At 72.3% G+C, this 21,995-nt stretch carries 20 protein-coding genes; 15 read left to right on the top strand and 5 right to left on the bottom strand.

Features of this window, described 5'->3' with window-relative positions; genetic code table 11:
* Positions 1 to 2: 2 nt before the first annotated feature.
* Complete coding sequence (locus ACZ4M8_RS04945; RefSeq protein ID WP_399090328.1) at positions 3 to 470, bottom strand: Lrp/AsnC family transcriptional regulator; 468 nt, start codon at positions 468 to 470, stop codon at positions 3 to 5.
* Positions 471 to 599: 129 nt separating this feature from the next.
* Here ACZ4M8_RS04945 and hppD point away from each other — a divergent pair, with 129 nt between their 5' ends.
* The 3 genes from hppD to ACZ4M8_RS04930 all read left to right on the top strand — a co-directional run bounded on the left by hppD (position 600) and on the right by ACZ4M8_RS04930 (position 4,990).
* Positions 600 to 1,748, top strand: a complete 1,149-nt coding sequence (gene hppD, locus ACZ4M8_RS04940; RefSeq protein ID WP_467603322.1) for a 4-hydroxyphenylpyruvate dioxygenase — start codon at positions 600 to 602, stop codon at positions 1,746 to 1,748.
* Between the two features lie 233 nt (positions 1,749 to 1,981).
* The gene (locus ACZ4M8_RS04935) at positions 1,982 to 3,346 is read left to right on the top strand and encodes an FAD-binding oxidoreductase (protein WP_467603321.1); all 1,365 of its coding nucleotides are present in this window, start codon (positions 1,982 to 1,984) and stop codon (positions 3,344 to 3,346) included.
* 198 nt (positions 3,347 to 3,544) lie between these two features.
* A complete protein-coding gene (locus tag ACZ4M8_RS04930; RefSeq protein ID WP_467603319.1) occupies positions 3,545 to 4,990 on the top strand; it encodes a dihydrolipoyl dehydrogenase family protein in 1,446 nt (481 codons plus the stop codon).
* A gap of 83 nt (positions 4,991 to 5,073) precedes the next feature.
* Here the strand turns inward: ACZ4M8_RS04930 and ACZ4M8_RS04925 are convergent, their stop codons facing one another.
* The gene (locus tag ACZ4M8_RS04925) at positions 5,074 to 5,550 is read right to left on the bottom strand and encodes an SsgA family sporulation/cell division regulator (protein ID WP_399090340.1); all 477 of its coding nucleotides are present in this window, start codon (positions 5,548 to 5,550) and stop codon (positions 5,074 to 5,076) included.
* 492 nt (positions 5,551 to 6,042) lie between these two features.
* Here ACZ4M8_RS04925 and ACZ4M8_RS04920 point away from each other — a divergent pair, with 492 nt between their 5' ends.
* From ACZ4M8_RS04920 to ACZ4M8_RS04905, 4 genes are all read left to right on the top strand, one after another.
* A complete protein-coding gene (locus ACZ4M8_RS04920; protein ID WP_467603318.1) occupies positions 6,043 to 7,584 on the top strand; it encodes an RDD family protein in 1,542 nt (513 codons plus the stop codon).
* A 404-nt stretch (positions 7,585 to 7,988) separates the two neighbouring features.
* A complete protein-coding gene (locus tag ACZ4M8_RS04915) occupies positions 7,989 to 8,807 on the top strand; it encodes an RDD family protein (RefSeq protein WP_467603316.1) in 819 nt (272 codons plus the stop codon).
* Positions 8,808 to 8,996: 189 nt separating this feature from the next.
* On the top strand, positions 8,997 to 11,390 hold the full coding sequence (locus ACZ4M8_RS04910; RefSeq protein WP_467603315.1) for an immune inhibitor A domain-containing protein: 2,394 nt from the start codon (positions 8,997 to 8,999) through the stop codon (positions 11,388 to 11,390).
* Between the two features lie 111 nt (positions 11,391 to 11,501).
* Positions 11,502 to 11,822: a hypothetical protein gene (locus tag ACZ4M8_RS04905; RefSeq protein WP_450955963.1), complete on the top strand. Its 321-nt coding sequence runs from the start codon at positions 11,502 to 11,504 to the stop codon at positions 11,820 to 11,822.
* Positions 11,823 to 11,916: 94 nt separating this feature from the next.
* Here ACZ4M8_RS04905 and ACZ4M8_RS04900 read toward each other — a convergent pair whose 3' ends face one another.
* Positions 11,917 to 12,510: an isochorismatase family protein gene (locus ACZ4M8_RS04900; RefSeq protein ID WP_467603313.1), complete on the bottom strand. Its 594-nt coding sequence runs from the start codon at positions 12,508 to 12,510 to the stop codon at positions 11,917 to 11,919.
* Positions 12,511 to 12,673: 163 nt separating this feature from the next.
* Positions 12,674 to 14,002 carry a nicotinate phosphoribosyltransferase gene (locus tag ACZ4M8_RS04895; RefSeq protein ID WP_467603312.1) on the bottom strand — a complete coding sequence of 443 codons (1,329 nt, stop codon included), beginning with the start codon at positions 14,000 to 14,002 and terminating at the stop codon, positions 12,674 to 12,676.
* Between the two features lie 188 nt (positions 14,003 to 14,190).
* Here ACZ4M8_RS04895 and clpS point away from each other — a divergent pair, with 188 nt between their 5' ends.
* The 8 genes from clpS to ACZ4M8_RS04855 all read left to right on the top strand — a co-directional run bounded on the left by clpS (position 14,191) and on the right by ACZ4M8_RS04855 (position 20,530).
* Entirely contained in the window at positions 14,191 to 14,499 is a 309-nt protein-coding gene (gene clpS / locus ACZ4M8_RS04890) for an ATP-dependent Clp protease adapter ClpS (RefSeq protein WP_345084787.1), read from the top strand.
* Complete coding sequence (locus ACZ4M8_RS04885; protein WP_467603310.1) at positions 14,499 to 15,092, top strand: DUF2017 domain-containing protein; 594 nt, start codon at positions 14,499 to 14,501, stop codon at positions 15,090 to 15,092. The genes clpS and ACZ4M8_RS04885 overlap by 1 nt, the downstream gene beginning before the upstream one ends.
* A gap of 309 nt (positions 15,093 to 15,401) precedes the next feature.
* Complete coding sequence (locus ACZ4M8_RS04880) at positions 15,402 to 16,865, top strand: amino acid permease (RefSeq protein ID WP_467603309.1); 1,464 nt, start codon at positions 15,402 to 15,404, stop codon at positions 16,863 to 16,865.
* Positions 16,866 to 17,038: 173 nt separating this feature from the next.
* The gene (locus ACZ4M8_RS04875) at positions 17,039 to 17,464 is read left to right on the top strand and encodes a M67 family metallopeptidase (protein ID WP_467603307.1); all 426 of its coding nucleotides are present in this window, start codon (positions 17,039 to 17,041) and stop codon (positions 17,462 to 17,464) included.
* Positions 17,465 to 17,651: 187 nt separating this feature from the next.
* Complete coding sequence (locus ACZ4M8_RS04870; RefSeq protein ID WP_399090369.1) at positions 17,652 to 17,825, top strand: putative leader peptide; 174 nt, start codon at positions 17,652 to 17,654, stop codon at positions 17,823 to 17,825.
* A gap of 96 nt (positions 17,826 to 17,921) precedes the next feature.
* Positions 17,922 to 18,227: a MoaD/ThiS family protein gene (locus tag ACZ4M8_RS04865; RefSeq protein WP_399090372.1), complete on the top strand. Its 306-nt coding sequence runs from the start codon at positions 17,922 to 17,924 to the stop codon at positions 18,225 to 18,227.
* Position 18,228: 1 nt separating this feature from the next.
* Entirely contained in the window at positions 18,229 to 19,179 is a 951-nt protein-coding gene (locus tag ACZ4M8_RS04860) for a PLP-dependent cysteine synthase family protein (RefSeq protein WP_467603306.1), read from the top strand.
* A 598-nt stretch (positions 19,180 to 19,777) separates the two neighbouring features.
* Positions 19,778 to 20,530, top strand: a complete 753-nt coding sequence (locus ACZ4M8_RS04855; protein ID WP_467603305.1) for an MBL fold metallo-hydrolase — start codon at positions 19,778 to 19,780, stop codon at positions 20,528 to 20,530.
* Positions 20,531 to 20,629: 99 nt separating this feature from the next.
* On the opposite strand, the gene ACZ4M8_RS04850 is transcribed toward ACZ4M8_RS04855, so the two are convergent.
* Entirely contained in the window at positions 20,630 to 21,907 is a 1,278-nt protein-coding gene (locus ACZ4M8_RS04850) for a PTS transporter subunit EIIC (RefSeq protein WP_467603303.1), read from the bottom strand.
* Positions 21,908 to 21,995: the final 88 nt, after the last annotated feature.

Genomic DNA, 21,995 nt, shown 5'->3' with positions numbered 1-21,995 from the left:
CGTCAGTCCTCCGACGCCTGTTGCACCAGAGGGATGATGCGCAGCGGGACCGGATTTTCCATCACGATCGCCGTCGAGGCCCGCACGATGCCATCAAAACCGACCACCAGGTCGATCACCCGTTGGAGATCGGCGTTGGAGCGTGCGACGAGCCTGCAGAGCATGTCCCCATGTCCGGTCGTTGTATGCAGCTCCAACACTTCAGGAACGGTCGTCAAGTGAGCACGTACGTCTGCTCCTTGGCCTTGTTTGATCTCCAATGTGGCAAATGCGGTCACCGGGTAGCCGAGCGCCGCCGGGTCCACCTCCGGGCCGAAACCCCGGATGACTCCATTCGACTGAAGCCGGTCCAGCCGCGCCTGGACGGTGCCGCGCGCCACGCCCAACCGCCGCGACGCCTCCAGCACCCCGATCCGCGGCTCGCGCGCCAGCAGCTCGATGAGCCGCCCGTCCAAATGATCGATCGCCACCGCGCATCCCTCCGTTACCGATGGTCATCCTGTACAGATAGCCCGGCCGAACCCCCGAACCGCTAGGCATAGTGCCCAGCAGATGCGCGAACTATTGCGCACCTTGTGGATCGGGGGGACTCTGCGGCCATGGCAGACACGATGCACACTCAGCCCACCCCCGGCACGGCCCGACAGGCGGACCCCTTCCCGGTCAAGGGGATGGACGCGGTCGTCTTCGCCGTCGGCAACGCCAAGCAGGCCGCGCACTACTACGCCACCGCCTTCGGCATGACCCGCGTCGCCTACTCCGGACCGGAGAACGGCAGCCGTGAGACCGCCAGTTACGTGCTCGAATCCGGCGGCGCCCGGTTCGTCTTCACCTCCGTGATCAAGCCGTCCTCCGCCTGGGGCCGCTTCCTCGCCGACCACGTCGCCGCCCACGGTGACGGCGTCGTCGACCTCGCCATCGAGGTCCCCGACGCCCGCGCCGCGTACGCCTACGCCACCGCCCACGGCGCCACCGGCATCGAGGAGCCCTACGAGACGAAGGACGAGCACGGCACCGTCGTCCGCGCCGCCATCGCCACCTACGGCGAGACCCGGCACACCCTCGTCGAGCGCCGCGACTACACCGGCCCGTACCTGCCGGGCTACGTCGACGCGAAGCCGCTCGTCGCCACCGGACCGCGCCGCTTCCAGGCCATCGACCACTGCGTCGGCAATGTCGAACTCGGCAAAATGAACGAGTGGGTGGCCTTCTACAACAACGTCATGGGCTTCACCAACATGAAGGAGTTCGTCGGCGACGACATCGCCACCGAGTACTCCGCGCTCATGTCGAAGGTCGTCGCCGACGGCACCCGCAAGGTGAAGTTCCCGCTCAACGAGCCGGCCATCGCCAAGAAGAAGTCGCAGATCGACGAGTACCTGGAGTTCTACGGCGGCCCCGGCGTCCAGCACATCGCGCTCGCCACCAACGACATCGTCGCCAGTGTCCGCGCCATGCGCGAGGCGGGCGTGGAGTTCCTCGACACCCCCGACTCGTACTACGACACCCTCGGCGAATGGGCCGGTGAGACCCGGGTGCCCGTCGAGACGCTGCGCGAGCTGAAGATCCTCGTCGACCGCGACGAGGACGGCTATCTGCTGCAGATCTTCACCAAGCCGGTCCAGGACAAGCCGACCGTCTTCTTCGAGATGATCGAACGGCACGGCTCGATGGGCTTCGGCAAGGGCAACTTCAAGGCCCTCTTCGAGGCGATCGAGCGCGAGCAGGAGCGCCGCGGCAACCTCTGACCGCCCGGCCGGCGGCCCCGGGCCGCCGGCCCGCACACCGCGGCGCCGCCGGGAGCTTCCCCGCGCCGAACCGGCCGGCGCCCGGCCGCGTCCGGCCCGCCCGCCCCGTCCGACGGGGTGGCGGGCCGCCGCGGCACGCCCGCCGCGGGGCCCGGCCGCCGCCGGTGCGAACGGCCGGGTTCCGCCCCCGTCGTGATCTTCCGTACGGCCCCCGCGGATGCGACGCTGACGCCATGGACCTTCTCGCACAGCTGCGCGCCGGCCTCCCCGACGAAGCGATCCTCACCGACCCGGACGTCACCGGCGCCTACGCCCGGGACATGGCGGGCTTCTGCGACGCCGGGCGCCCCGCCGCGGTCGTCCTGCCGCGCACCACCGAAGAGGTCCAGCACGTCATGCGGACCGCCACCGCGCTGCGCGTCCCGGTCGTCCCGCAGGGCGCCCGTACCGGCCTGTCCGGCGCCGCCAACGCCACCGACGGCTGCCTGGTCCTCTCACTCGTCAAGATGGACCGCATCCTGGAGATCAACCCCGTCGACCGCACCGCCGTCGTCGAACCGGGCGTCGTCAACGCCGTCCTCTCCCGCGCGGTGAACGAACACGGCCTGTACTACCCGCCGGACCCCTCCAGCTGGGAGGAGTGCTCCATCGGCGGCAACATCGGCACCGCCTCCGGCGGCCTGTGCTGCGTGAAGTACGGCGTCACCGCCGAGTACGTCCTCGGCCTCGACGTCGTCCTCGCCGACGGCCGGCTGCTGTCGACCGGCCGCCGCACCGCCAAGGGCGTCGCCGGCTACGACCTCACCCGCCTCTTCGTCGGCTCCGAGGGCACCCTCGGTGTCGTCGTCCGCGCCGTCCTCGCCCTGAAGCCGAAACCGCCGCGGCAGCTGGCGCTCGCCGCGGAGTTCCCCTCCACCGAGGCCGCCTGCGCGGCCGTCTGCGCGATCATGGCCGAGGGGCACACCCCGTCGCTGCTGGAGCTGATGGACCGCACCTGCGTCCGCGCCGTCAACGACTACACGCACATGGGCCTGCCCGACACCACCGAGGCGCTGCTGCTCGCCGCCTTCGACACCCCCGACGCCGCCGCCGACCTCGCCGCCCTCGGCGCGCTGTGCACCGCCGCGGGCGCCACCGAAGTGGTCCCCGCCGACACCGAGGCCGAGTCGGAACTGCTGCTCCAGGCCCGCCGCGTCACCCTCCTCGCTCTGGAACGCGTCCGCTCCGCCACGATGATCGACGACGTCTGCGTCCCCCGCTCGCAGCTGGCCGCGATGCTTCGCGGCACCGCCGCCATCGCCGCCGAGTACGACCTGACCATCGGCGTCTGCGCGCACGCCGGGGACGGCAACACCCACCCCACCGTCTGCTTCGACCCCGCCGACGCGGACGAGTCCCGCCGCGCCCGCGCCTCCTTCGACAAGATCATGGCGCTCGGCCTCGAACTGGGCGGCACGATCACCGGCGAACACGGCGTCGGCGTCCTGAAGAAGGAGTGGCTCGCCCGCGAACTGGGCCCCGTCGGCCTGGAACTGCACCGCTCCATCAAGCAAGCCTTCGACCCGCTGGGACTGCTCAACCCCGGGAAGCTGTTCTGACGCGGGACCGGGCCCGCCACCGCCGTACGGTCCGGGCGCCGCGTCCCCGCCCCGTACGCCACCGGGCGCGCCGCACCGCCGGATGCGGCCCCGCCGCCCCGGACGCACGATGGGAACTGCCCGCCGCCTTCCGCGCGGCGGTGACCGTACCGGCCGGGCCCCGCCCGGCCGCCGCGCTACTCAGGGAGCGAGCAGCCGATGCCAGCCAGCGCAGCGACCGCAGACGGTGAGACGTACGACGTGATCGTGGTGGGCGCCGGCCCCACCGGCGAGAACGTTGCCGACCGGGCGCACGCCGCCGGGCTGAGCGCCGTCATCGTCGAGAGCGAACGCGTCGGCGGCGAATGCTCCTACTGGGCCTGTATGCCGAGCAAGGCGCTGCTGCGCCCGGTCACCGCCCGCTCCGAGGCCCGCCGGGTGCCCGGCCTCAAGGACGCGGTCGCCGGCCCCCTCGACGCCGAAGCGGTCCTCGCCCACCGCGACGCCTTCGCCTCACACTGGAAGGACGACGGCCAGGTCCGCTGGCTGGAGTCGGTCGGGGTACCGCTGGTCCGCGGTCAGGGCCGGCTGGCCGGTCCGCGGAAAGTCGTCGTGGACGGGGAGCGGACGCTGCACGCCCGGCACGCCGTCGCCCTCTGCACCGGCAGCCGCGCCGTCCTGCCGCCCATCCCAGGGCTCGCCGACGCCGCGCCCTGGACCAGCCGCGAGGCCACCAGCGCCGCGTCCGTACCGGGCCGGCTGGTCATCGTCGGCGGCGGTGTCGTCGGCGTCGAGATGGCCACCGCCTGGCGCGCCCTGGGCGCCGCGGTCACCCTCGTCGTACGGGGGGAGGGGCTGCTGCCCCGGATGGAGCCGTTCGCCGGGCAGCTGGTCGCCGCGTCGCTGGCCGAGGCGGGCGTACTGCTGCGGACCGGGACGGGCGTCACCCGGGTGCGCCGGGAGGCGCCGGGCGGACCGGTCACCGTGGAACTGGACACCGGCGACGAGATCGTCGCCGACGAGCTGCTGATCGCCACCGGCCGCGCCCCGCGCACCGACGACCTCGGTCTGGAGACCGTCGGCCTCACCCCGGGCTCCTGGCTGACCGTCGACGACACCTGCCGCGTCACCGACCTCGCGGACAACGACTGGCTCTACGGCGTCGGCGACGTCAATCACCGCGCGCTCCTCACCCACCAGGGCAAGTACCAGGCCCGGATCGCCGGAGCCGCCCTCGCCGCACGGGCCCGGGGCGTCCCCCTCCTGGAGACCGACCGCTGGGGCGCGCACGCCGCCACCGCCGACCACGTCGCCGTCCCGCAGGTCGTCTTCAGCGACCCGGAGGCCGCGGCGGTGGGCCTGAGCCTGGCCGAGGCGGAGCGCGCCGGGCACCGGGTCCGCGCCGTCGACGTGGACCTCGGCGCCGTCGCCGGCGCCGCCCTCTACGCCGACGGCTACCGCGGGCAGGCCCGGATGGTCGTCGACCTGGACCGCGAGACCGTCATCGGCGCCACCTTCGTCGGCCCCGGGGTCGGTGAACTGCTGCACTCGGCGACCCTCGCGGTGGCCGCCGAGATCCCCCTCGAACGCCTCTGGCACGCCGTGCCCGCCTACCCGACGATCAGCGAGGTCTGGCTGCGGCTGCTGGAGGCGTACCGCGGCTGACCCGGGAGCGGGCCGGGGGTGCGGGGTGCCAGGTGCCGGGCGGGGGATCGGTGATCCGGCGCCCGGCACGGCGTCCGGCACGCTCACGCACCCGCGTCCGGGGTCTCGTCGGACGGCCACGGCTCGCCGGCCCAGGGCGCGTCGCCGGTCGCCATCGCCAGCAGTTCGCTCAGCCCTTTGTCCATGCCGAGGTGCTCCTGCTCCGAGCCCGGGGGGACGACCCGCAGGGTGCGCTCCAGCCACGCCGACACCGCCGCGGCGGGCGCCTCCAGGAGCGCGTCCCCGTCCGGCGAGCTGAGCGCCATACAGACCAGGCTCCGGCCGTCCACCTTCGTCGGCCACACCCGCACATCGCCGTGACCGCAGGGCCGGAACACGCCCTCGACCAGCAGTTCGCGCGCGAACGTCCAGTTGACGGGCGCGTCCGAGCCGATGTGGAAGGTGATGTGGACCGCGTACGGGTCGTCGGTGCGGTAGGCCAGCCGGGCCGGCACCGGAACGCTCTGCTCCGGGGAGACGACCAGACCCAGTTCCAACTCTCGCTCCACCACGCTGTGCATCGGTTTTCCACCTCTCCGCTTCGCTGTACGGGCCCCGTGTCTTTCCGCCCGCACAAGGAGAGAGGCCGCAGGCACACGGATCCTTACGCCACTTCCGGAAAATTCTTCGCGGATTTTTTCGCCGCCTCCGTCCAGGTGGTTCCGCGCATCCGGCCGACCGGTACGGAACGGCCCTTACGGGACCGGTGCGGCGCGTCCGGGCGGCGGAGCGCACGGGTTCGTCCGGGGATGTCCCCACCGGATGTCTCGGGCCCGCGTTCGAGGCTCCGGCCGCCCGTTCGCCTCCCGCTCTGCCGCCCCGCCGTTCTTCGTTAACCTCCTCCGTGGACGATCGACGCCGAGCACGGTGCCCCCGCGGCAGCCGGGGCGCGGCGGACGGTCACGCCGAGGGCCCCGGAAGCGGCCCCGTCCCGCGCGCGGCGCGGCCGGGGGCCATCCGGAGGCAGGCGGCGCAGCGAGCACAGGCGTGGGACGTGAGGGGAGTTGGGGACAGTGGCGGAATCCCCCGGTAGCAGTGGAAACGTACCCGTTGGAGGGTATTACCCGGACCCGTCCATCCCCGGCTACATCCGGTACTGGGACGGGGCCGCGTGGGTCCCGGGCACCAGCCGGCCGGCCCCGGCCGAGGGCGAGGCGATGCCCGCACCGCCGCCGGGCGCCGTACCCGCTCCGGCCCCCGCCCCGGCGGCCGCGCCACCCGCCGTCCCGGCGGCGGAGGAGACCGGCCCGGTCTTCCTCGACGACTCGACCGCCGCCCCGGGCGCGGGTGGCGAGGCCCCGCTCTCCTGGGACGATCCGGCCCGGCTGCACGGCAGCGGGCCCGCGCCCGCCTCCGCCTGGCGGGCCGACGCCGCACAGCAGGGCGGTACCGGCGCAGCCGGCCCCGTCTCGTGGGGCGCGCCCGACGCGTCCACGGAGGAGTCCGCGGGCGCGGTGCCGCCGCCGCGGGAGCGTGGCGGCGGCGACGCGGAGTCCGGGCCGCGGGACGAGGAGCCGGAGCGGCCCGCGCGTCCGGACGGCACGGTCGCCATCCGCGCGGTCCGTCCGCCCGCCCGTGACCAGGGCACCACCGCGATCCGTGCAGTGCGGCCGGGCGACGGCCCGGCGCCCAAGGACGGCGGCACGATGGCGATCCGGCTGCCCCAGCGGCCCGGCCCGGCCGCGGGCCAGGGCGCCGGGGCGCAGGGCGGTCCCGCGGGGCAGGCACCGGCCGGCGGCCAGCTGCTGCCCGCCGCTCCCGCCCCGCCCGCCGCCCGGCCAGGTCCCGGCGGGCCGGGCGTTCCGGCGCCGAGCGGACCGCAGTCGATGCCCGGCGCGGGCGCGGGCGGACCGGCCTACCCGCCGCATCCGCAGCACCCGCACCCCCGGCAGGCGCCGTTCAACCCGCCGCAGGCGCCGCCCGCGCCCGGCCCGGGAGCGGTGCCGCCGCAGGCCGGTCCGCAGCCCGGTCCGGGTGCCGGGGGCGGTTTCCCGTTCCCGGGCGGTGCGGGTGGTGACGACGGCGTCATCCCGTGGAAGCCGCCGACCGCCGACCCGTTCGCCACCGAGCAGGCGCATCCGGCGGCGCTCGGCCGCCGGCTGGCCGCCCGCCTGATCGATCTGGCGCTCGTCGCGGTACTGACGGTCCTCGTCGCGCTGCCGCTGTGGGGCGGTGCGGTGGACCACATCGACGCGAAGATCGCCGCGGCCAAGGAGTCCGGCCGTGAGGTGACGGTCTATCTGCTCGACGGCGGGACGGCGCCGCTGTTCCTCACGGTGCTCGCGGCGGTGGTGATCGGCGGCGGGCTGATCGAGCTGCTGCCGACCCTCAAGTGGGGCCGCAGCCTGGGCAAGAAGGTGTGCGGGGTGCGGGTCGTGGACATCGAGAGCCACGACACCCCCGAGCTGATGGCCCTGATCAAGCGCTGGCTGGTCCTCGGCGTGCTCGGCTTCCTGATCGTCGGGGTGCTCGACGCGGTCTGGTGCCTCTTCGACAAGCCCTGGCGCCAGTGCTGGCACGACAAGGCGGCCCGCACGTTCGTCGCGGCGGACTGAACGGCGGACTGAACGGCGGACGGGGCGGTGGCCTGAAGCCTGTACGGGGAGCGGCGGCCTGAGCCGCTGACCTGCGGCGGAGCGCCCCGGGACGCGGCACCCGGCCGGTGCCCCCGGGCCGGGCCCGCGCCTCGCCCCTGCGGCCGGGCCCCGCGCCTCGCCCCGGCGGCCGGGCCGGACCTCCAGCCCTGGCCCGTCCCGAGGCCCGGCACCCCGGCCCGGCTCAGGGCCCGCACCACCGCGCCCGCCCGGCCCCCGCCGCCCCGCTTCCACGGCCCCCGGCTCCCCGCCGGGGGCCGGGGGCCGTTCCGTCCCGGGGACCGTCGCCCCGGGGCACCGGCGTGTCGTCCCCCGAACGGACTTCGCCGGATGCGCCCCGTGCCCGTAGGGGGTCGACTCGGGCCATGAGCAGCGAGCAGCCCCCGTCCGGAGCCGGTGAACCGCCGGAGGACGACCCGTTCCTGAAGAAGCCCCAGGAGCCGTCGGCGGGCGGCGCGCCGCAGGGGGAGCCCCCGCCCGGCGGCCCCGGGCCCGGCCAGGGCTCCGGCGGCCCCGGGACGGGCGGCCCGTACGGCGGTGGCCCCCCACCCGGTGGCCCACCGCCCGGCGGCGGCCCGTACGGGGGTGGCCCGTCCGGTCACGATCCCTACGGGGGCGCGCCCCAGAGCGGGGGCCCGTACGGGGGTGCCCCCTACGGGGGTGCCCCCTACGGGGGCCGGTACGCCGGCAATCCGTACGGCGGGGAGCACGGCGCGGCCGATCCGCTCGCCGGGATGCCGCCGCTCGCGGGGCGGGGGCGGCGGCTGGTGGCGCGGATCATCGACGCGATCATCATCGGTGTGCCGGTCGGCCTGATCATGAGCGGCATCGTCGGTTGGGTCGACTACACCAGCACCAGTAACGCCGAGACCGGCAAGCAGGCGACGGTCTCCGGCGTGACGATGCTGGTGTACCTGGTCTACGAGGGGCTGATGCTGACCCATCGCGGGCAGACCGTCGGCAAGATGGCGATGCGGATCCGGGTCGCGATGCTGACGGACGGCTCGGTGCCGACGACCCAGGCGGGCTGGGTGCGGGCGGCGGTCTACACACTGCCGGAGATCGTGCCGTGCTGCGGGCTGATCTTCTGGTTCGTCAATGTCGTGTGGTGTACCTGGGACAAGCCCTATCAGCAGTGTCTGCACGACAAGGCGGCCAAGACGGTGGTGGTGTCGACGGCCTGACGCCACGTCGGAACGCCCGCGCCCCGGTGACGGCCCACGGCCCGCCGGGGCGCTGCCCTGTCCGGTGAGCGCGCCGCGCCGACCGGATACCGTACGTCGCTGTCGTGTCCAAGTCAAGATCTGTCTTTTCGGGCGCCGCTCCGGTCAAATTCCCTTCACCATGCCCGCGCGAAGGGGAGGAAAGCGCACGTGAGAGAGCGAAGAAGGGTGTTCACACCGGCCGTCCTGGCCACGGCGATCGCCGCGGTCGGGGCGGCCTCACTGTCGTCCGGGGCCGCCGTCGCCGCCCCCGACACCCACCCGGCCGCCGCCCGCCGCCACGACCCCGCCCCCGAGCGGAGCGGCGACCACGACCTCAAGGGCCCGTACAGCGACCGGCAGGCCGCCCGCCGCGAGGAGGCCGTCAAGCAGGTCCTGGACGGCGACGCCGAGCCGACCCGTAAGGGTGCCTCACAGGTCGTCAAGCTCGGGAAGAGCAAGTACGTCGAGCTGGCCCGGGAGAAGACCGACAAGATCTTCACGATCCTGGTGGACTTCGGCGACAAGGTCGACGACACCACGACGTACGACCCGGACGGCGACGGCCCCAAGCCGCCCGAGAAGAAGTACGGCGGCACGCCGGGCCCCGCGCACAACACCATCGCCCGCCCGGACCGCAAGAACGACAACAGCACCGCCTGGCAGCCCGACTTCAGCCGGCAGCACTTCCAGGACCTCTACTTCTCGCACGACAAGAAGAAGCAGTCGCTGGCGAAGTACTACGAGAAGCAGTCCTCCGGCCGCTACTCCGTCGACGGCGAGGTCACCGACTGGGTCAAGGTCGACTTCAACGAGGCCCGTTACGGCTCCAACTACTGCGGCGACACCAACTGCGCCAACGCCTGGGACCTGGTCCGCGACGGCGTCAACAAGTGGGCCGCCCAGCAGAAGGCCGCCGGCCGCACCACCGCACAGATCAAGGCCGACCTGGCTCAGTACGACCAGTGGGACCGCTACGACCACGACGGCGACGGCGACTTCAACGAGCCCGACGGCTACATCGACCACTTCCAGATCGTGCACGCCGGCGAGGACGAGTCCGCCGGCGGCGGCGCCCAGCAGACCAACGCCATCTGGGCCCACCGCTGGTACGCGTACGGCACCGACGCCGGCAAGACCGGCCCGGCGGACAACAAGGCCGGCGGTACGCAGATCGGCGACACCGGCATCTGGGTCGGCGACTACACCATGCAGCCGGAGAACGGCGGCCTCGGCGTCTTCGCCCACGAGTACGGCCACGACCTCGGCCTCCCCGACGAGTACGACACCACCGGCAGCGGCGAGTCCTCCGTCGATTTCTGGTCACTGATGTCCGCCGGCTCCTGGCTGGGCACCGGCAAGGACGCCATCGGTGACCTGCCCGGCGACATGAGCGCCTGGGACAAGCTCCAGCTCGGCTGGCTGAACTACGGCAAGGCGAAGGCCGCCACCCGCTCCACCCACAAGCTGGGCGTCGCCGAGTACAACACCAAGGACAAGCAGGCGCTCGTCGTCGACCTGCCCGCGAAGAGGGTGAAGACCGACATCGTCGAGCCCGCCCAGGGCGCCCACCAGTGGTGGAGCGGTATGGGCAACGACCTCAAGAACACCCTCACCCGCCAGGTCGACCTGACCGGCGCCGCCAAGGCACAGCTCGCCCTCAAGGGCTGGTGGGACATCGAGGAGAACTACGACTTCCTCTACGCCGAGGTCTCCACCGACGGCGGCGCCGACTGGACCGCGCTGGATGGCACCGCCGACGGCAGGGCCATCCCCCGCGACGGCGGCGACAAGCCCGGCCTGACCGGCACCTCCGGCGCCTACCGCGACCTGGTCTTCCCGCTCGACGCGTACGCCGGCAAGAAGATCGACCTGCGGTTCCGCTACCAGACCGACGGCGGACTGGCCCTCAAGGGCTTCGCCGCCGACGCGCTCGCGATCACCGCCGACGGCAAGCCGGTCCTCACCGACGACGCCGAGAGCGGTGACAACGGCTGGAACGCCACCGGCTTCTCCCGCATCGGCGCCTCCTTCACCAAGGACTACCCGCAGTACTACCTGGCCGAGAACCGCCGGTACGTCTCGTACGACAAGACTCTGAAGACCGGCCCGTACAACTTCGGCTGGACCACCGACCGGCCCGGCTGGGTGGAGCACTTCCCCTTCCAGCCCGGCGTGCTGATCTGGCTCTGGGACACCTCGCAGGCGGACAACAACGTCGGCGAGCACCCCGGCCGTGGCCAGATCCTGCCGGTCGACGCCCACCCGAAGGCCGAGAAGTGGGCCGACGGCAAGCTGATGCGCAACCGCTTCCAGACGTACGACGCGACCTTCACCAAGCGCTCCACGGACGCCCTGCTGCTCCACAAGGACGGCACACCGGTGAAGATCACCTCGAAGAAGGGCGTCACGCTCTTCGACGACCACAGCGGCGTCTACTACGACAGGACGAACCCGACCGGCGGCGTGCTCGTTCCTGACACCCACACCCGGATCAAGATCGTCAAGGAGGTCAAGGACGGCTCCACGGTGACGCTCCAGGTGGCTCCCGCCACAAGCAAGTAGGAAAACCGCAGGTCAAACCTTGATCGGCCGTCGCCCTCTAGCGGGCGGCGGCCGATCGGGCTTAGATGCGTCCTACGACAGCTTGCTGACACCCAGCCTCACGGGGGAGAAATGCAGAGGTCCCAAGGCGGCTTCATCCGGCTTCCCGGCGGAAGCGTGGTGGTCGCCCTGGCGCTGCCCAGACCCGGGTGCGACGACCACCGGGTACGCGTCCTCGTCCACGCCGCCAACCGCCAGCGCGCCCTGACCAGGCTGCGCAACCTCGGACTGCGCGCCGTCTACCTGCGCGGCAACATGCGCCCGCCCACCCCGGACGAGGTGACCGCCGTCCTCCACCACCCCGACGGCCTCGTCTGGCGCCAGACCCCGGACGACGACACCGAGTCCTGGCACCCGATACGCGCCCTGCTCCGCCCGGCACGGGCCGCCTGACCCGCGAGGCGGCCGGGGAGCGTCCGCCGGCGACCGGGCGCCCGCCCGCCGGTGACCGTCCGGCCGCCCGGTCTCCGGTACCGGCCCCGCTCCGTCAGCCCCCGGCGAGCACCGGCGCCCCGGTCAGCTCCGCGCCCGCCTGTCGCAGCTGGGCCAGCGCCCGCTCGGTGGTCGGCGCGGACACCGCCGCGGTCAGATCGAGCAGCACCCGGGTGCGCAGCCCGGCGCGGAGCGCGTCGAGCGCGGTGGCCTTCACACAGTGGTCGGTGGCGATGCCGACCACGTCCACCTCGGTGACGTCATGGGCGCGCAGCCAGTCGGCCAGCCCGGTGCCCTGGCCGTCCGCCCCCTCGAAACCGCTGTACGCGGCCGCGTACGCGCCCTTGTCGAAGACCGCGTCGACGGCGCCGGAGGCGATGGCCGGCGCGAAGTTGGGGTGGAAGCCGCCGCCCTCGGTCCCGGCCACGCAGTGCACCGGCCAGGAGTCCACGAAGTCCGGATGGTCGGAGAAGTGCGCGCCGGGGTCGATGTGGAAGTCGCGGGTGGCGACCACATGGCGGTAGTCGCCCGCGGCCCGGTCCACGTGCTCGGTGATGGCGGCGGCGACGTCCGCACCGCCCGTCACCGCGACGCTGCCGCCCTCGCAGAAGTCGTTCTGTACGTCGACGACGATCAGTGCCCGGTGCATGGTCGGTGCCTTTCCGACGGAAGGGAGTGACGGCCGGTGCCGTGGTGAAGGGTGGGGCGGTGGCCGGTACGGCCGAGACTAGCCACGCCCCGGCCGCCCGGGGAGGGGGTGTGCGCCACCCGGGTGGCGGGCCGCGGCGTCACGTCCGCCGCGGCCCGGTGTCTCAGCGGTACTCGGTGGGCAGCACCGGCTCGCCGCGGGAGAGCTGCGTCGCCGAGAGCGGCAGCTTCGCGCGGGCGGCGATGTGCCGGTCCCGGGCGGCGTCCAGCGGCTCGCGGGCGACCACCTCACCGCCGGTGACCAGCGGCACCAGCAGCTGGTGCGGGGCCAGCTCCGCGGGGATCTCGCCGGTGCCGACGACCTCCGCCTCGGCGACGCCGTGCTCGTCCGGCCGCCGCGCGGCCCACTTGCGTCCGCCGACCGACGACTTGCCGCCCAGCGACTTCTTCGCGACCGGCCGCAGCGGCGCGTCGGGCGCGTCGCTCTGCGCACGGGCGACCAGCTTGTACACCATCGAACACGTCGGGTGCCCGCTGCCGGTGACCAGCTGGGTGCCGACGCCGTACGCGTCGACGGGCGCGGCGGCGAGCGAGGCGATGGCGTACTCGTCGAGATCGCTGGTCACCACGATCTTGGTGTTGACGGCGCCCAGTTCGTCCAGCTGCTGGCGCACCCGGTGGGCGACGAGCAGCAGATCGCCGGAGTCGATCCGGACGGCGCCCAGCTCCGGACCCGCGACCTCGACGGCCAGGCGCACCGCCTCCGTCACGTCGAAGGTGTCGACCAGCAGCGTGGTACCGCGGCCGAGCGTGTCGACCTGCGCGGTGAAGGCGTCCCGCTCGGTGTCGTGCAGCAGGGTGAAGGCGTGCGCGCTCGTCCCGACGGTCGGGATGTGGTAGCGGAACCCGGCGGCCAGGTCGGAGGTGGTGTGGAAGCCGCCGACGTACGCGGAGCGGGCGGCGGCGACCGCGGCCAGCTCATGGGTGCGGCGGGCGCCCATCTCCATCAGCGGGCGGTCCCCGGCGGCCACCGACATCCGGGACGCCGCGGCGGCGACCGCGGAGTCGTGGTTGAGGATGGAGAGGATCACCGTCTCCAGCAGCACCGCCTCGGCGAAGGTGCCCTCGACCCGCATGATCGGGGAGCCGGGGAAGTAGACCTCGCCCTCCGGGTAGCCCCGGATGTCGCCGCGGAAGCGGTAGCCGGCCAGCCACTCCAGCGTCGCCTCGTCCAGGATGCCGCGCTCGCGCAGGAAGCCCAGGATGGTCTCGTCGAAGCGGAAGTTCTCCACCGCGTCCAGCACCCGGCCGGTGCCGGCGACCACGCCGTAGCGGCGGCCCTCGGGCAGGCGCCGGGTGAAGACCTCGAAGACCGAGCGCCGGTCGGCGTTCCCGGACCGCAAGGCCGCCTGCAGCATGGTGAGTTCGTACTGGTCGGTGAAGAGCGCCGTCGACGGCACCGCCACCGGCAGCCCCAGGTCTGCTGTGTTCATGCGGACGATGCTACCCCCATTACTCGTCAGATTGACGATTTCTGGTGGCCGGTCCCGTGACGCCGCTCACGGCGGCGCCGCGGCCGGTGCCGGGCGCCGCCCGCCGGGCGCCGGTAGCGGGCCCCCGGCGCCCGGCCCGACCCACCTGCCCAGGGGCGTTTGTGCGCGGCCCGGCCCCGGGTGGCAGCATGGGGCGTGTGAGTGTCCCAGTGGAGATCGAGCGCCCCGAGTCGAGCGAGGCACCCTACGAGGTGCCCGAACCCGACGTTCCCTGGGTCACGGTCGTACACAACGACCCCGTCAACCTCATGAGCTACGTCGCCTACGTCTTCCAGTCCTACTTCGGCTACAGCAAGGACAAGGCCCACCAGCTCATGCTCGACGTCCATCACAAGGGCCGCGCCGTGGTCTCCAGCGGCAGCCGCGAGGAAATGGAGCGCGACGTGCAGGCCATGCACGGCTACGGCCTGTGGGCGACCCTTCAGCAGGACCGCTGATGGCCGGCCACTTCGAGTCCCAGCCCGGCGGCGGCGCGGCCGTCACCCTCGACGAGGTCGAGATCTCCATCCTGCGTAGCCTCGCCGTCCAGCTCCTGGAGCTGGTCGGGCCCGGCGACGAGAGCGGTGACGCCGCGGAGGACCTGCTCGCCTCCGTCTTCCGGGACGGCCCGAGCGAACCGCCCGCCGACCCCGTCCTCGCCCGCCTCTTCCCGGACGCGTACGGCGGTCCGGACCGGGTGCCGGACGACGACGTGATCGCCGCGTCCGCGGAGTTCCGCCGCTACACCGAGAACGATCTGCGCACCCGCAAACGCGAGGACGCGCTCGCGGTGATCCGTTCGCTCGACGCGCTGCACCCCGAGCCGGAGACCGGCGCCGTGCTGCGCCTCACACCCCAGGAGTGCCACCGCTGGCTCGGCGGGCTCAACGATCTCCGGCTGGCCATCGGTACCCGCCTGGAGGTCACCGACGAGGACGACGGCGGGGAACTCCTGCGGCTGCCGGATTCCGATCCCCGTAAGCCCATGGTGCTTGCCTACCTCTGGCTCGGCGGTCTCCAGGAAACGCTCGTCGAATCGCTGATGGCCTGAGTCCCGGTTACCATTCCTCAAGCGTTCGCTCAGAGAATGCTCAAATCCGGATAACGATCCCATCTCACGCGCGTGCGCCTTGCCGATTGTTTAGGGCTTTGTCCTAATTTTCGTGTGACCTTGCCATACAACGTCCCTGGTCGCCCTCCAAGGCGCCGTGATAGATGTTCACGACCTGCCGTGAGCGACGCCACCCCTGTCGCTGCGGGAGCGCTGAGCCGGCCACCGCCGGCGTGCAGGAACTCCATCCGGGGGGATCGGAACCCGATCCGGACAGACCGGGTCGGTATGGAGAAAGGCGCACCACTCATGACCTCTGTGCAGGTCGATAAGCAGCACGACGGCAATGAGGCCGCTGGGAACAGCTCCGAGGAGGGCTACCAGCGGGGTCTGGGAAACCGCCAGATCCAGATGATCGCCATTGGTGGCGCCATCGGTACCGGCCTGTTCCTCGGGGCGGGCAAGGCGATATCCAAGGCGGGGCCGAGCATCATCCTGGCCTACGCGATCGTCGGCCTCGTCATCTTCTTCATCATGCGGGCGCTGGGCGAACTGCTCATGTACCGCCCGGTCTCCGGCTCCTTCTCGGAGTACGGACGCGAATTCCTCGGCCCCTTCATCGGCTTTGTGACCGGCTGGACCTACTGGCTTTTCTGGGTCGTGACCGGAATCACAGAAGTTACCGCGGCCGCCACCTATATCCACTACTGGAACCAGGACATCCCCCAATGGGTGTCCTCACTCGTCTTCACCGTCGCGCTCTTCGGGATCAACCTGATCTCCGTGAAGATCTTCGGTGAGCTCGAATTCTGGTTCTCGATGGTCAAGGTCACCGCGATCATCGGCATGATCCTGATCGGTCTCGGCGTCATCATTCTCGGTTTCTCCAACGCCGGTGACACCGCTTCCTTCACCAACCTCTGGGCCGACGGCGGATTCTTCCCGAAGGGCATCGGCGGCACGCTGATGACTCTTCAGATCGTGATGTTCGCGTTCCTCGCCGTCGAACTCGTCGGCGTCACCGCGGGCGAGGCGAAGGACCCGAAGAAGGTTCTGCCCAAGGCGATCAACACCGTTCCGTGGCGCATCGGCCTGTTCTACATCGGCGCGCTCATCATCATTCTCTCGGTCGTCAGCTGGACGGTCTTCGAGCCGGGCGTCAGCCCGTTCGTCCGCGCCTTCCAGGAGATCGGCCTGCCCGCCGGCGCCGGCATCGTCAACTTCGTCGTGCTGACCGCCGCCCTCTCGTCCGCCAACTCCGGGATGTACTCCACCGGCCGCATGCTGCGCGACCTCGCCCTCAACGGCCAGGGCCCGAAGGTCTTCACGCACCTGAGCAAGAACGGCCTGCCCACCTGGGGCACCGGCGTCTCCGTCGCGATGATGCTGGTCGGCGTGTGGATCAACTACCAGTGGCCCGGCGACGCGTTCAACTACGTCGTCTCCTTCGCCACGATCTCCGGTATGTGGGCCTGGATCGTCATCCTCTTCTCGCAGCTGCGCTACCGGGCCAAGGCCAACCGCGGTGAACTGCCGCAGTCGGACTTCAAGGCGCCCGGCGCCCCGTACACCTCGATCTTCGCCCTCGCGTTCATCGGCATGGTCATCGTGCTGATGGGCATCGACCCGGACGCCCGCATCTCGCTGTACGCGGCGCCGATCTGGGCCGTCATCCTGGGCGTCGGCTACCTCTCCATCAAGCGCCGCTCGGCCGAGGTCTTCGCGACCCGCGCCGCAGCCGAGGTCAAGTCCGGTCAGAACACCAAGAACTGATCGGCCGCACCTCCGGCGACGGGCCCGTACGCATCGCATCCCGCGGTGGGTACGGGCCCGTCGCCGTACCCCGGGCTCCACGGGGCCCGGCGCCGTACGGGCCCGCGCCGTCCGTCCGCCCGCCCCCGCGCACCCGCTCCCGGGCGCCGCGGACGCCCTCCTATCCTTGCCGCATGCTGACCCTGACCCAGGACCTCCACGACCGGATCGTCGCGCACGCCCGCCAGGACCACCCCGACGAGGCGTGCGGCATCGTCGCGGGACCGGCCGGCAGCGACCGCCCCGAGCGGTTCGTCCCGATGCTCAACGCCGCCCGCTCGCCGACGTTCTACGAGTTCGACTCCGCCGACCTCCTCGCCCTCTACCGCGACATGGACGACCGCGACGAGGAGCCGGTGATCGTCTACCACTCGCACACCGCCACCGAGGCGTACCCCTCCCGCACCGACGTCAGCTACGCGGGCGAGCCCGGCGCGCACTACGTCCTGGTCTCCACCGCCGACACCGACGACGCGGGCCCCTTCCAGTTCCGCTCGTTCCGCATCGTGGACGGTGAGATCACCGAGGAGGAGGTCCGGATCGTCGAGGCGTACGCCTGACCGTTCCGGGCGTGGGCGGGCCGCGTCTCCGCCGGGCCGGTCCGCCCGCCGCCACCTGGGGTTTTCCGGGACGCGCGGGATCGGCCCGAGCGGGCCGCCGTCCGTCGCGTCCCACCTGCCGTACAGAACCGTCCGCATCATGGGACGAGGTATCAAAACCCGGACCGGGAATCGATACGATGACCGCATGGTTGACCACGACGTGAGCGAGCAGAGGAGGGCCATGCGCCAGCAGGCTCCGCTCGCCACGCGTCGCTCCGCCTCCGCCCTGCTGGGCGCGTTCGGCTGCGGAGCCGCCCGGCTGCACATCGATCTGTGCCGCCTGACCAGCGCCTTGTGTCCGGGCCGCGCAGCGGCCTGACCGGCCCCGCACCACCCCGCCGCACCCGCACCGCCCCAGGCCGTGCACACGGGACGCACCGCCACCCCGCCCCCGCACTCCGACAGGAGCACTCTCATGGCCATCGAGGTCCGAATCCCGACCATCCTGCGCACCTACACCGACGGCGCGAAGGCCGTCGAGGGCGGCGGGGACACCCTCGCCGCGCTCATCGACGACCTGGAGAGCCGCCACGCGGGCATCAAGGAGCGCCTCGTCGACGGCGCGGAGCTGCGCCGCTTCGTCAACGTCTACCTCAACGACGAGGACGTCCGCTTCCTCGACGGCATCGCCACCAAGCTGACCGACGGCGACAACATCACCATCCTCCCCGCCGTCGCCGGCGGCTCCACCGCCGCCGACCGCCCGGCGGACCTGGCCTGACATGCGGTACGACTCCCCGCTGGCGGCGGTCGGGAACACCCCTCTCGTCCGCCTCCCGCGCCTCTCCCCCTCCGCCGACGTCCGGATCTGGGCCAAGCTGGAGGACCGCAACCCCACCGGCTCCGTCAAGGACCGCCCCGCGCTGCACATGATCGAGCAGGCGGAGAAGGACGGCCGCCTCACCCCGGGCTGCACGATCCTGGAGCCCACCAGCGGCAACACCGGTATCTCACTCGCCATGGCGGCCAAGCTCAAGGGCTACCGCATCGTCTGCGTGATGCCGGAGAACACCTCGTCCGAGCGGCGCGAACTCCTCGCGATGTGGGGCGCCGAGATCATCTCCTCGCCCGCCGCCGGCGGCTCCAACACCGCCGTGAAGGTCGCCAAGGAACTCGCCGCCGAGCACCCCGACTGGGTCATGCTCTACCAGTACGGCAACCCCGACAACGCCGGCGCGCACTACGCCACCACCGGCCCGGAGATCCTCGCCGACCTCCCGTCCGTCACCCACTTCGTCGCGGGCCTCGGCACCACCGGCACTCTCATGGGCGTCGGCCGCTACCTGCGCGAACACCTCCCCGGCGTGCAGATCGTCGCCGCCGAACCGCGCTACGACGACGTCGTCTACGGCCTGCGCAACCTCGACGAGGGCTTCATCCCCGAGCTGTACGACGAGTCCGTGCTCACCACGCGCTTCTCCGTCGGCTCCGAGGACGCCGTCGCCCGCACCCGCGAACTCCTCGCCGAGGAGGGCATCTTCGCCGGCATCTCCACCGGCGCCGCCCTGCACGCCGCGCTCGGCGTCGGCCGCAAGGCGGTCCGCGCCGGACAGAGCGCCGACATCGTCTTCGTCGTCGCCGACGGCGGCTGGAAGTACCTCTCCACCGGCGTCTACACCGCCGAGTCCACCGAGGCGGCCATCGCCACCCTGCACGGCCAGCTCTGGGCCTGACCCGAGGCGGCACCTCCGGCGGGCGGGCCTTCGGGGCCGCCCGTCACCCCTCCTCCCGCCGCCCGTCCGCCTGGCCGCCGTCGTCCCGGCCGGCCGTACGGTCACCGGCGCCGGGCGCGCCGTCCGGCGGCGGAGGCGGCGCGGAACCCCGGGAGCCGGCGCCGTCCGCCGGGCGTCCGGCCGCTCCCGTACGGCCACCGCGCCGCCGGGGCGGCCTCCGGCTCCGCCCCCGCCCGTCGACCACCGCCGCGACCAGCGCCAACGCGAGTACCGCGAGCACCGCGGGCCACCACGAGCCGTCCATCGCCGCTCTCCCCTCGCCGCTTCCGGTCCGCCGTCCGCACCGCTGCGACCGTACCGGCGACCGGCTCGCACGGCACGGCGGGCGGGTCCCCCGTACGGCTCAACCGGGCTGGTGATTCCGCCCACAGCTCGCCCCGCCACAGGAGCGGCGCCCCGCCACGCGCCTTACCCTCGTGGGCACCGCACCGCGCGAGTGGACCCGCCGCGCACCCGTACGGCCCGGCGAGGCAGCCGGCCACCGCCGGTCCGGCCGGGTCCGCCGCTCGCCGTCCCCGCACAGGAGGTTCACGCCCGCATGAAGCTCACTGTCGTCGGATGCTCCGGGTCGTTCCCCTCCGCGGATTCGGCCTGTTCGAGCTACCTCTTGGAGGCCGACGGCTTCAGGCTGCTCCTCGACATGGGCAACGGCGCCCTCGGCGAGCTGCAGCGCCACTGCGGTCTCTACGACCTCGACGCCATCTTGCTGTCCCACCTCCACGCCGACCACTGCATCGACCTGTGCGGCTACTTCGTCGTCCGCTACTACCGCCCGGACGGCGGCCGCTGCGCGCCGCTGCCGGTGTACGGCCCGGCCGGAACCGAGCGGCGGTTGACCGCCGCCCACGCGGACCTGCCGCACAACGGCGCGATGAGCGAGGTCTTCGACTTCCGGACGCTGACGGAAGGAACGTTCCGGATCGGCCCGTTCACCGTCCGGGCGGCGCTGGTGCGCCACCCCGTCGAGGCGTTCGGCTTCCGCATCGAGCACGGCGGACGGTCCCTGACGTACTCCGGCGACACCGGGCCCTGCACGGCGCTCGACGACCTCGCCGAGGGCACCGACCTCTTCCTCTGCGAGGCGTCCTTCACGCACGGCAAGGAGGACATCCCCGACCTGCACCTCAACGGCCGTGAGGCGGGCGAGGCCGCCGCCCGCGCCGGAGCCGGACGGCTGATCCTCACCCACATCCCGCCGTGGACCGACCCGGACATCACCCTGCGCGACGCGCAGAAGGTCTACGACGGCCCCGTCGAGACGGCCCGCGCGGGCACGGCCCACGAGGTCTGACGGGCCCGGACCCGCGTCCGGACATACGGAAAGGGCGGCGGCCCCCGAGTGATCTCGGGGGCCGCCGCCCTTTCCGTATCCGGGTGTCGCGGGCTGCCGCTACTTCGCCGCCTTCGCGGCGGACTGCTCCGTCTCCGGGACCTCGTCCTCGGGCTCACGGCCCGGCGTCGGGAGGTTGAACTTGGTGATCGCGAAGCGGAAGAGGACGTAGTACACGACCGCGAAGCAGAGGCCCACCAGCGCCAGCAGCCAGGGCTTGGTGGCGATGCCGAGGTTGAGGACGTAGTCGATCGCGCCGGCCGAGAAGCCGAAGCCGTCCTTCATCCCCAGCGCCCAGGTCAGGGCCAGCGACACACCCGTCAGCACGGCGTGGATCGCGTACAGCACCGGTGCGATGAACATGAACGTGAACTCGATCGGCTCGGTGACGCCGGTGACGAAGGCGGTCAGCGCCAGCGAGAACATCATGCCGCCGACGACCTTGCGGCGCTCCGGGCGGGCGCAGTGCACGATCGCCAGACAGGCGGCGGGCAGCGCGAACATCATGATCGGGAAGAAGCCGGTGGTGAACTGACCCGCCGTCGGGTCACCCGCCAGGAAGCGGGCGATGTCACCGTGCTTGCCGTCGAAGTCACCGGCCTGGAACCACGGGAACGAGTTGAGCAGGTGGTGCATGCCGACGGGGATCAGCGCGCGGTTGGCGACACCGAAGACACCGGCACCGGCCGCGCCCGAACCGACCAGCCACTCACCGAAGTTGTGCAGCCCGGTGCCGAGCACCGGCCAGATGTATCCGAAGACGATGCCGATGACCAGACCCGCGAAGGACGAAAGGATCGGCACCAGCCGGCGCCCGCTGAAGAAGCCCAGCCAGTCGGGGAGCTTCTTGCGGCTGTAGCGCTGGTAGAGGAGGGCGACGACGATGCCGATCACCACACCGCCCAGCACACCGGCGTTCACCGGCGGCGCGACGTCGGCTATCTTCCCGTCGACCACCTGCTGGACCTTGGGCAGGCTGTCGTCGGTGAAGGTGCCCAGCACCTTGCTGAAGACGAGGTAGCCGACGACGGCGGCGAGCGCGGTGGAGCCGTCGGCCTTCTTCGCGAAGCCGATGGCGATACCGACCGCGAACAGCAGCGGCATGTTGTCCAGGAGCGCCCCGCCGCCCGCCGCCATGAACTCGGCGAGCTTGTTCAGATACGCGGGGAAGTTGTCCCGGCCGAGCATGTCGGGCTGGCCGAGGCGGACCATGAGCGCCGCGGCGGGCAGCGTGGCGATCGGCAGCATGAGGCTGCGGCCGATGCGCTGGCCGACGGCCATGGCGGCGGAGCCGCGGCTTTTCTTTTCCGGTGCCGCCGAGGCAGTGGCCGAACTCATCGGATTCCTCCAGGTGAGGCGGGCACTCATGAGGGGCGGCCCGCTTGTCTACACCACTCAGTGGTTTAGACCATTCTTAGCACGTGGC

The organism is Streptomyces sp. NPDC027185 (genome assembly GCF_055567035.1).
Note: the sequence above shows the minus strand (reverse complement) of the source record. Positions and strands in the feature narration are given on the sequence as shown.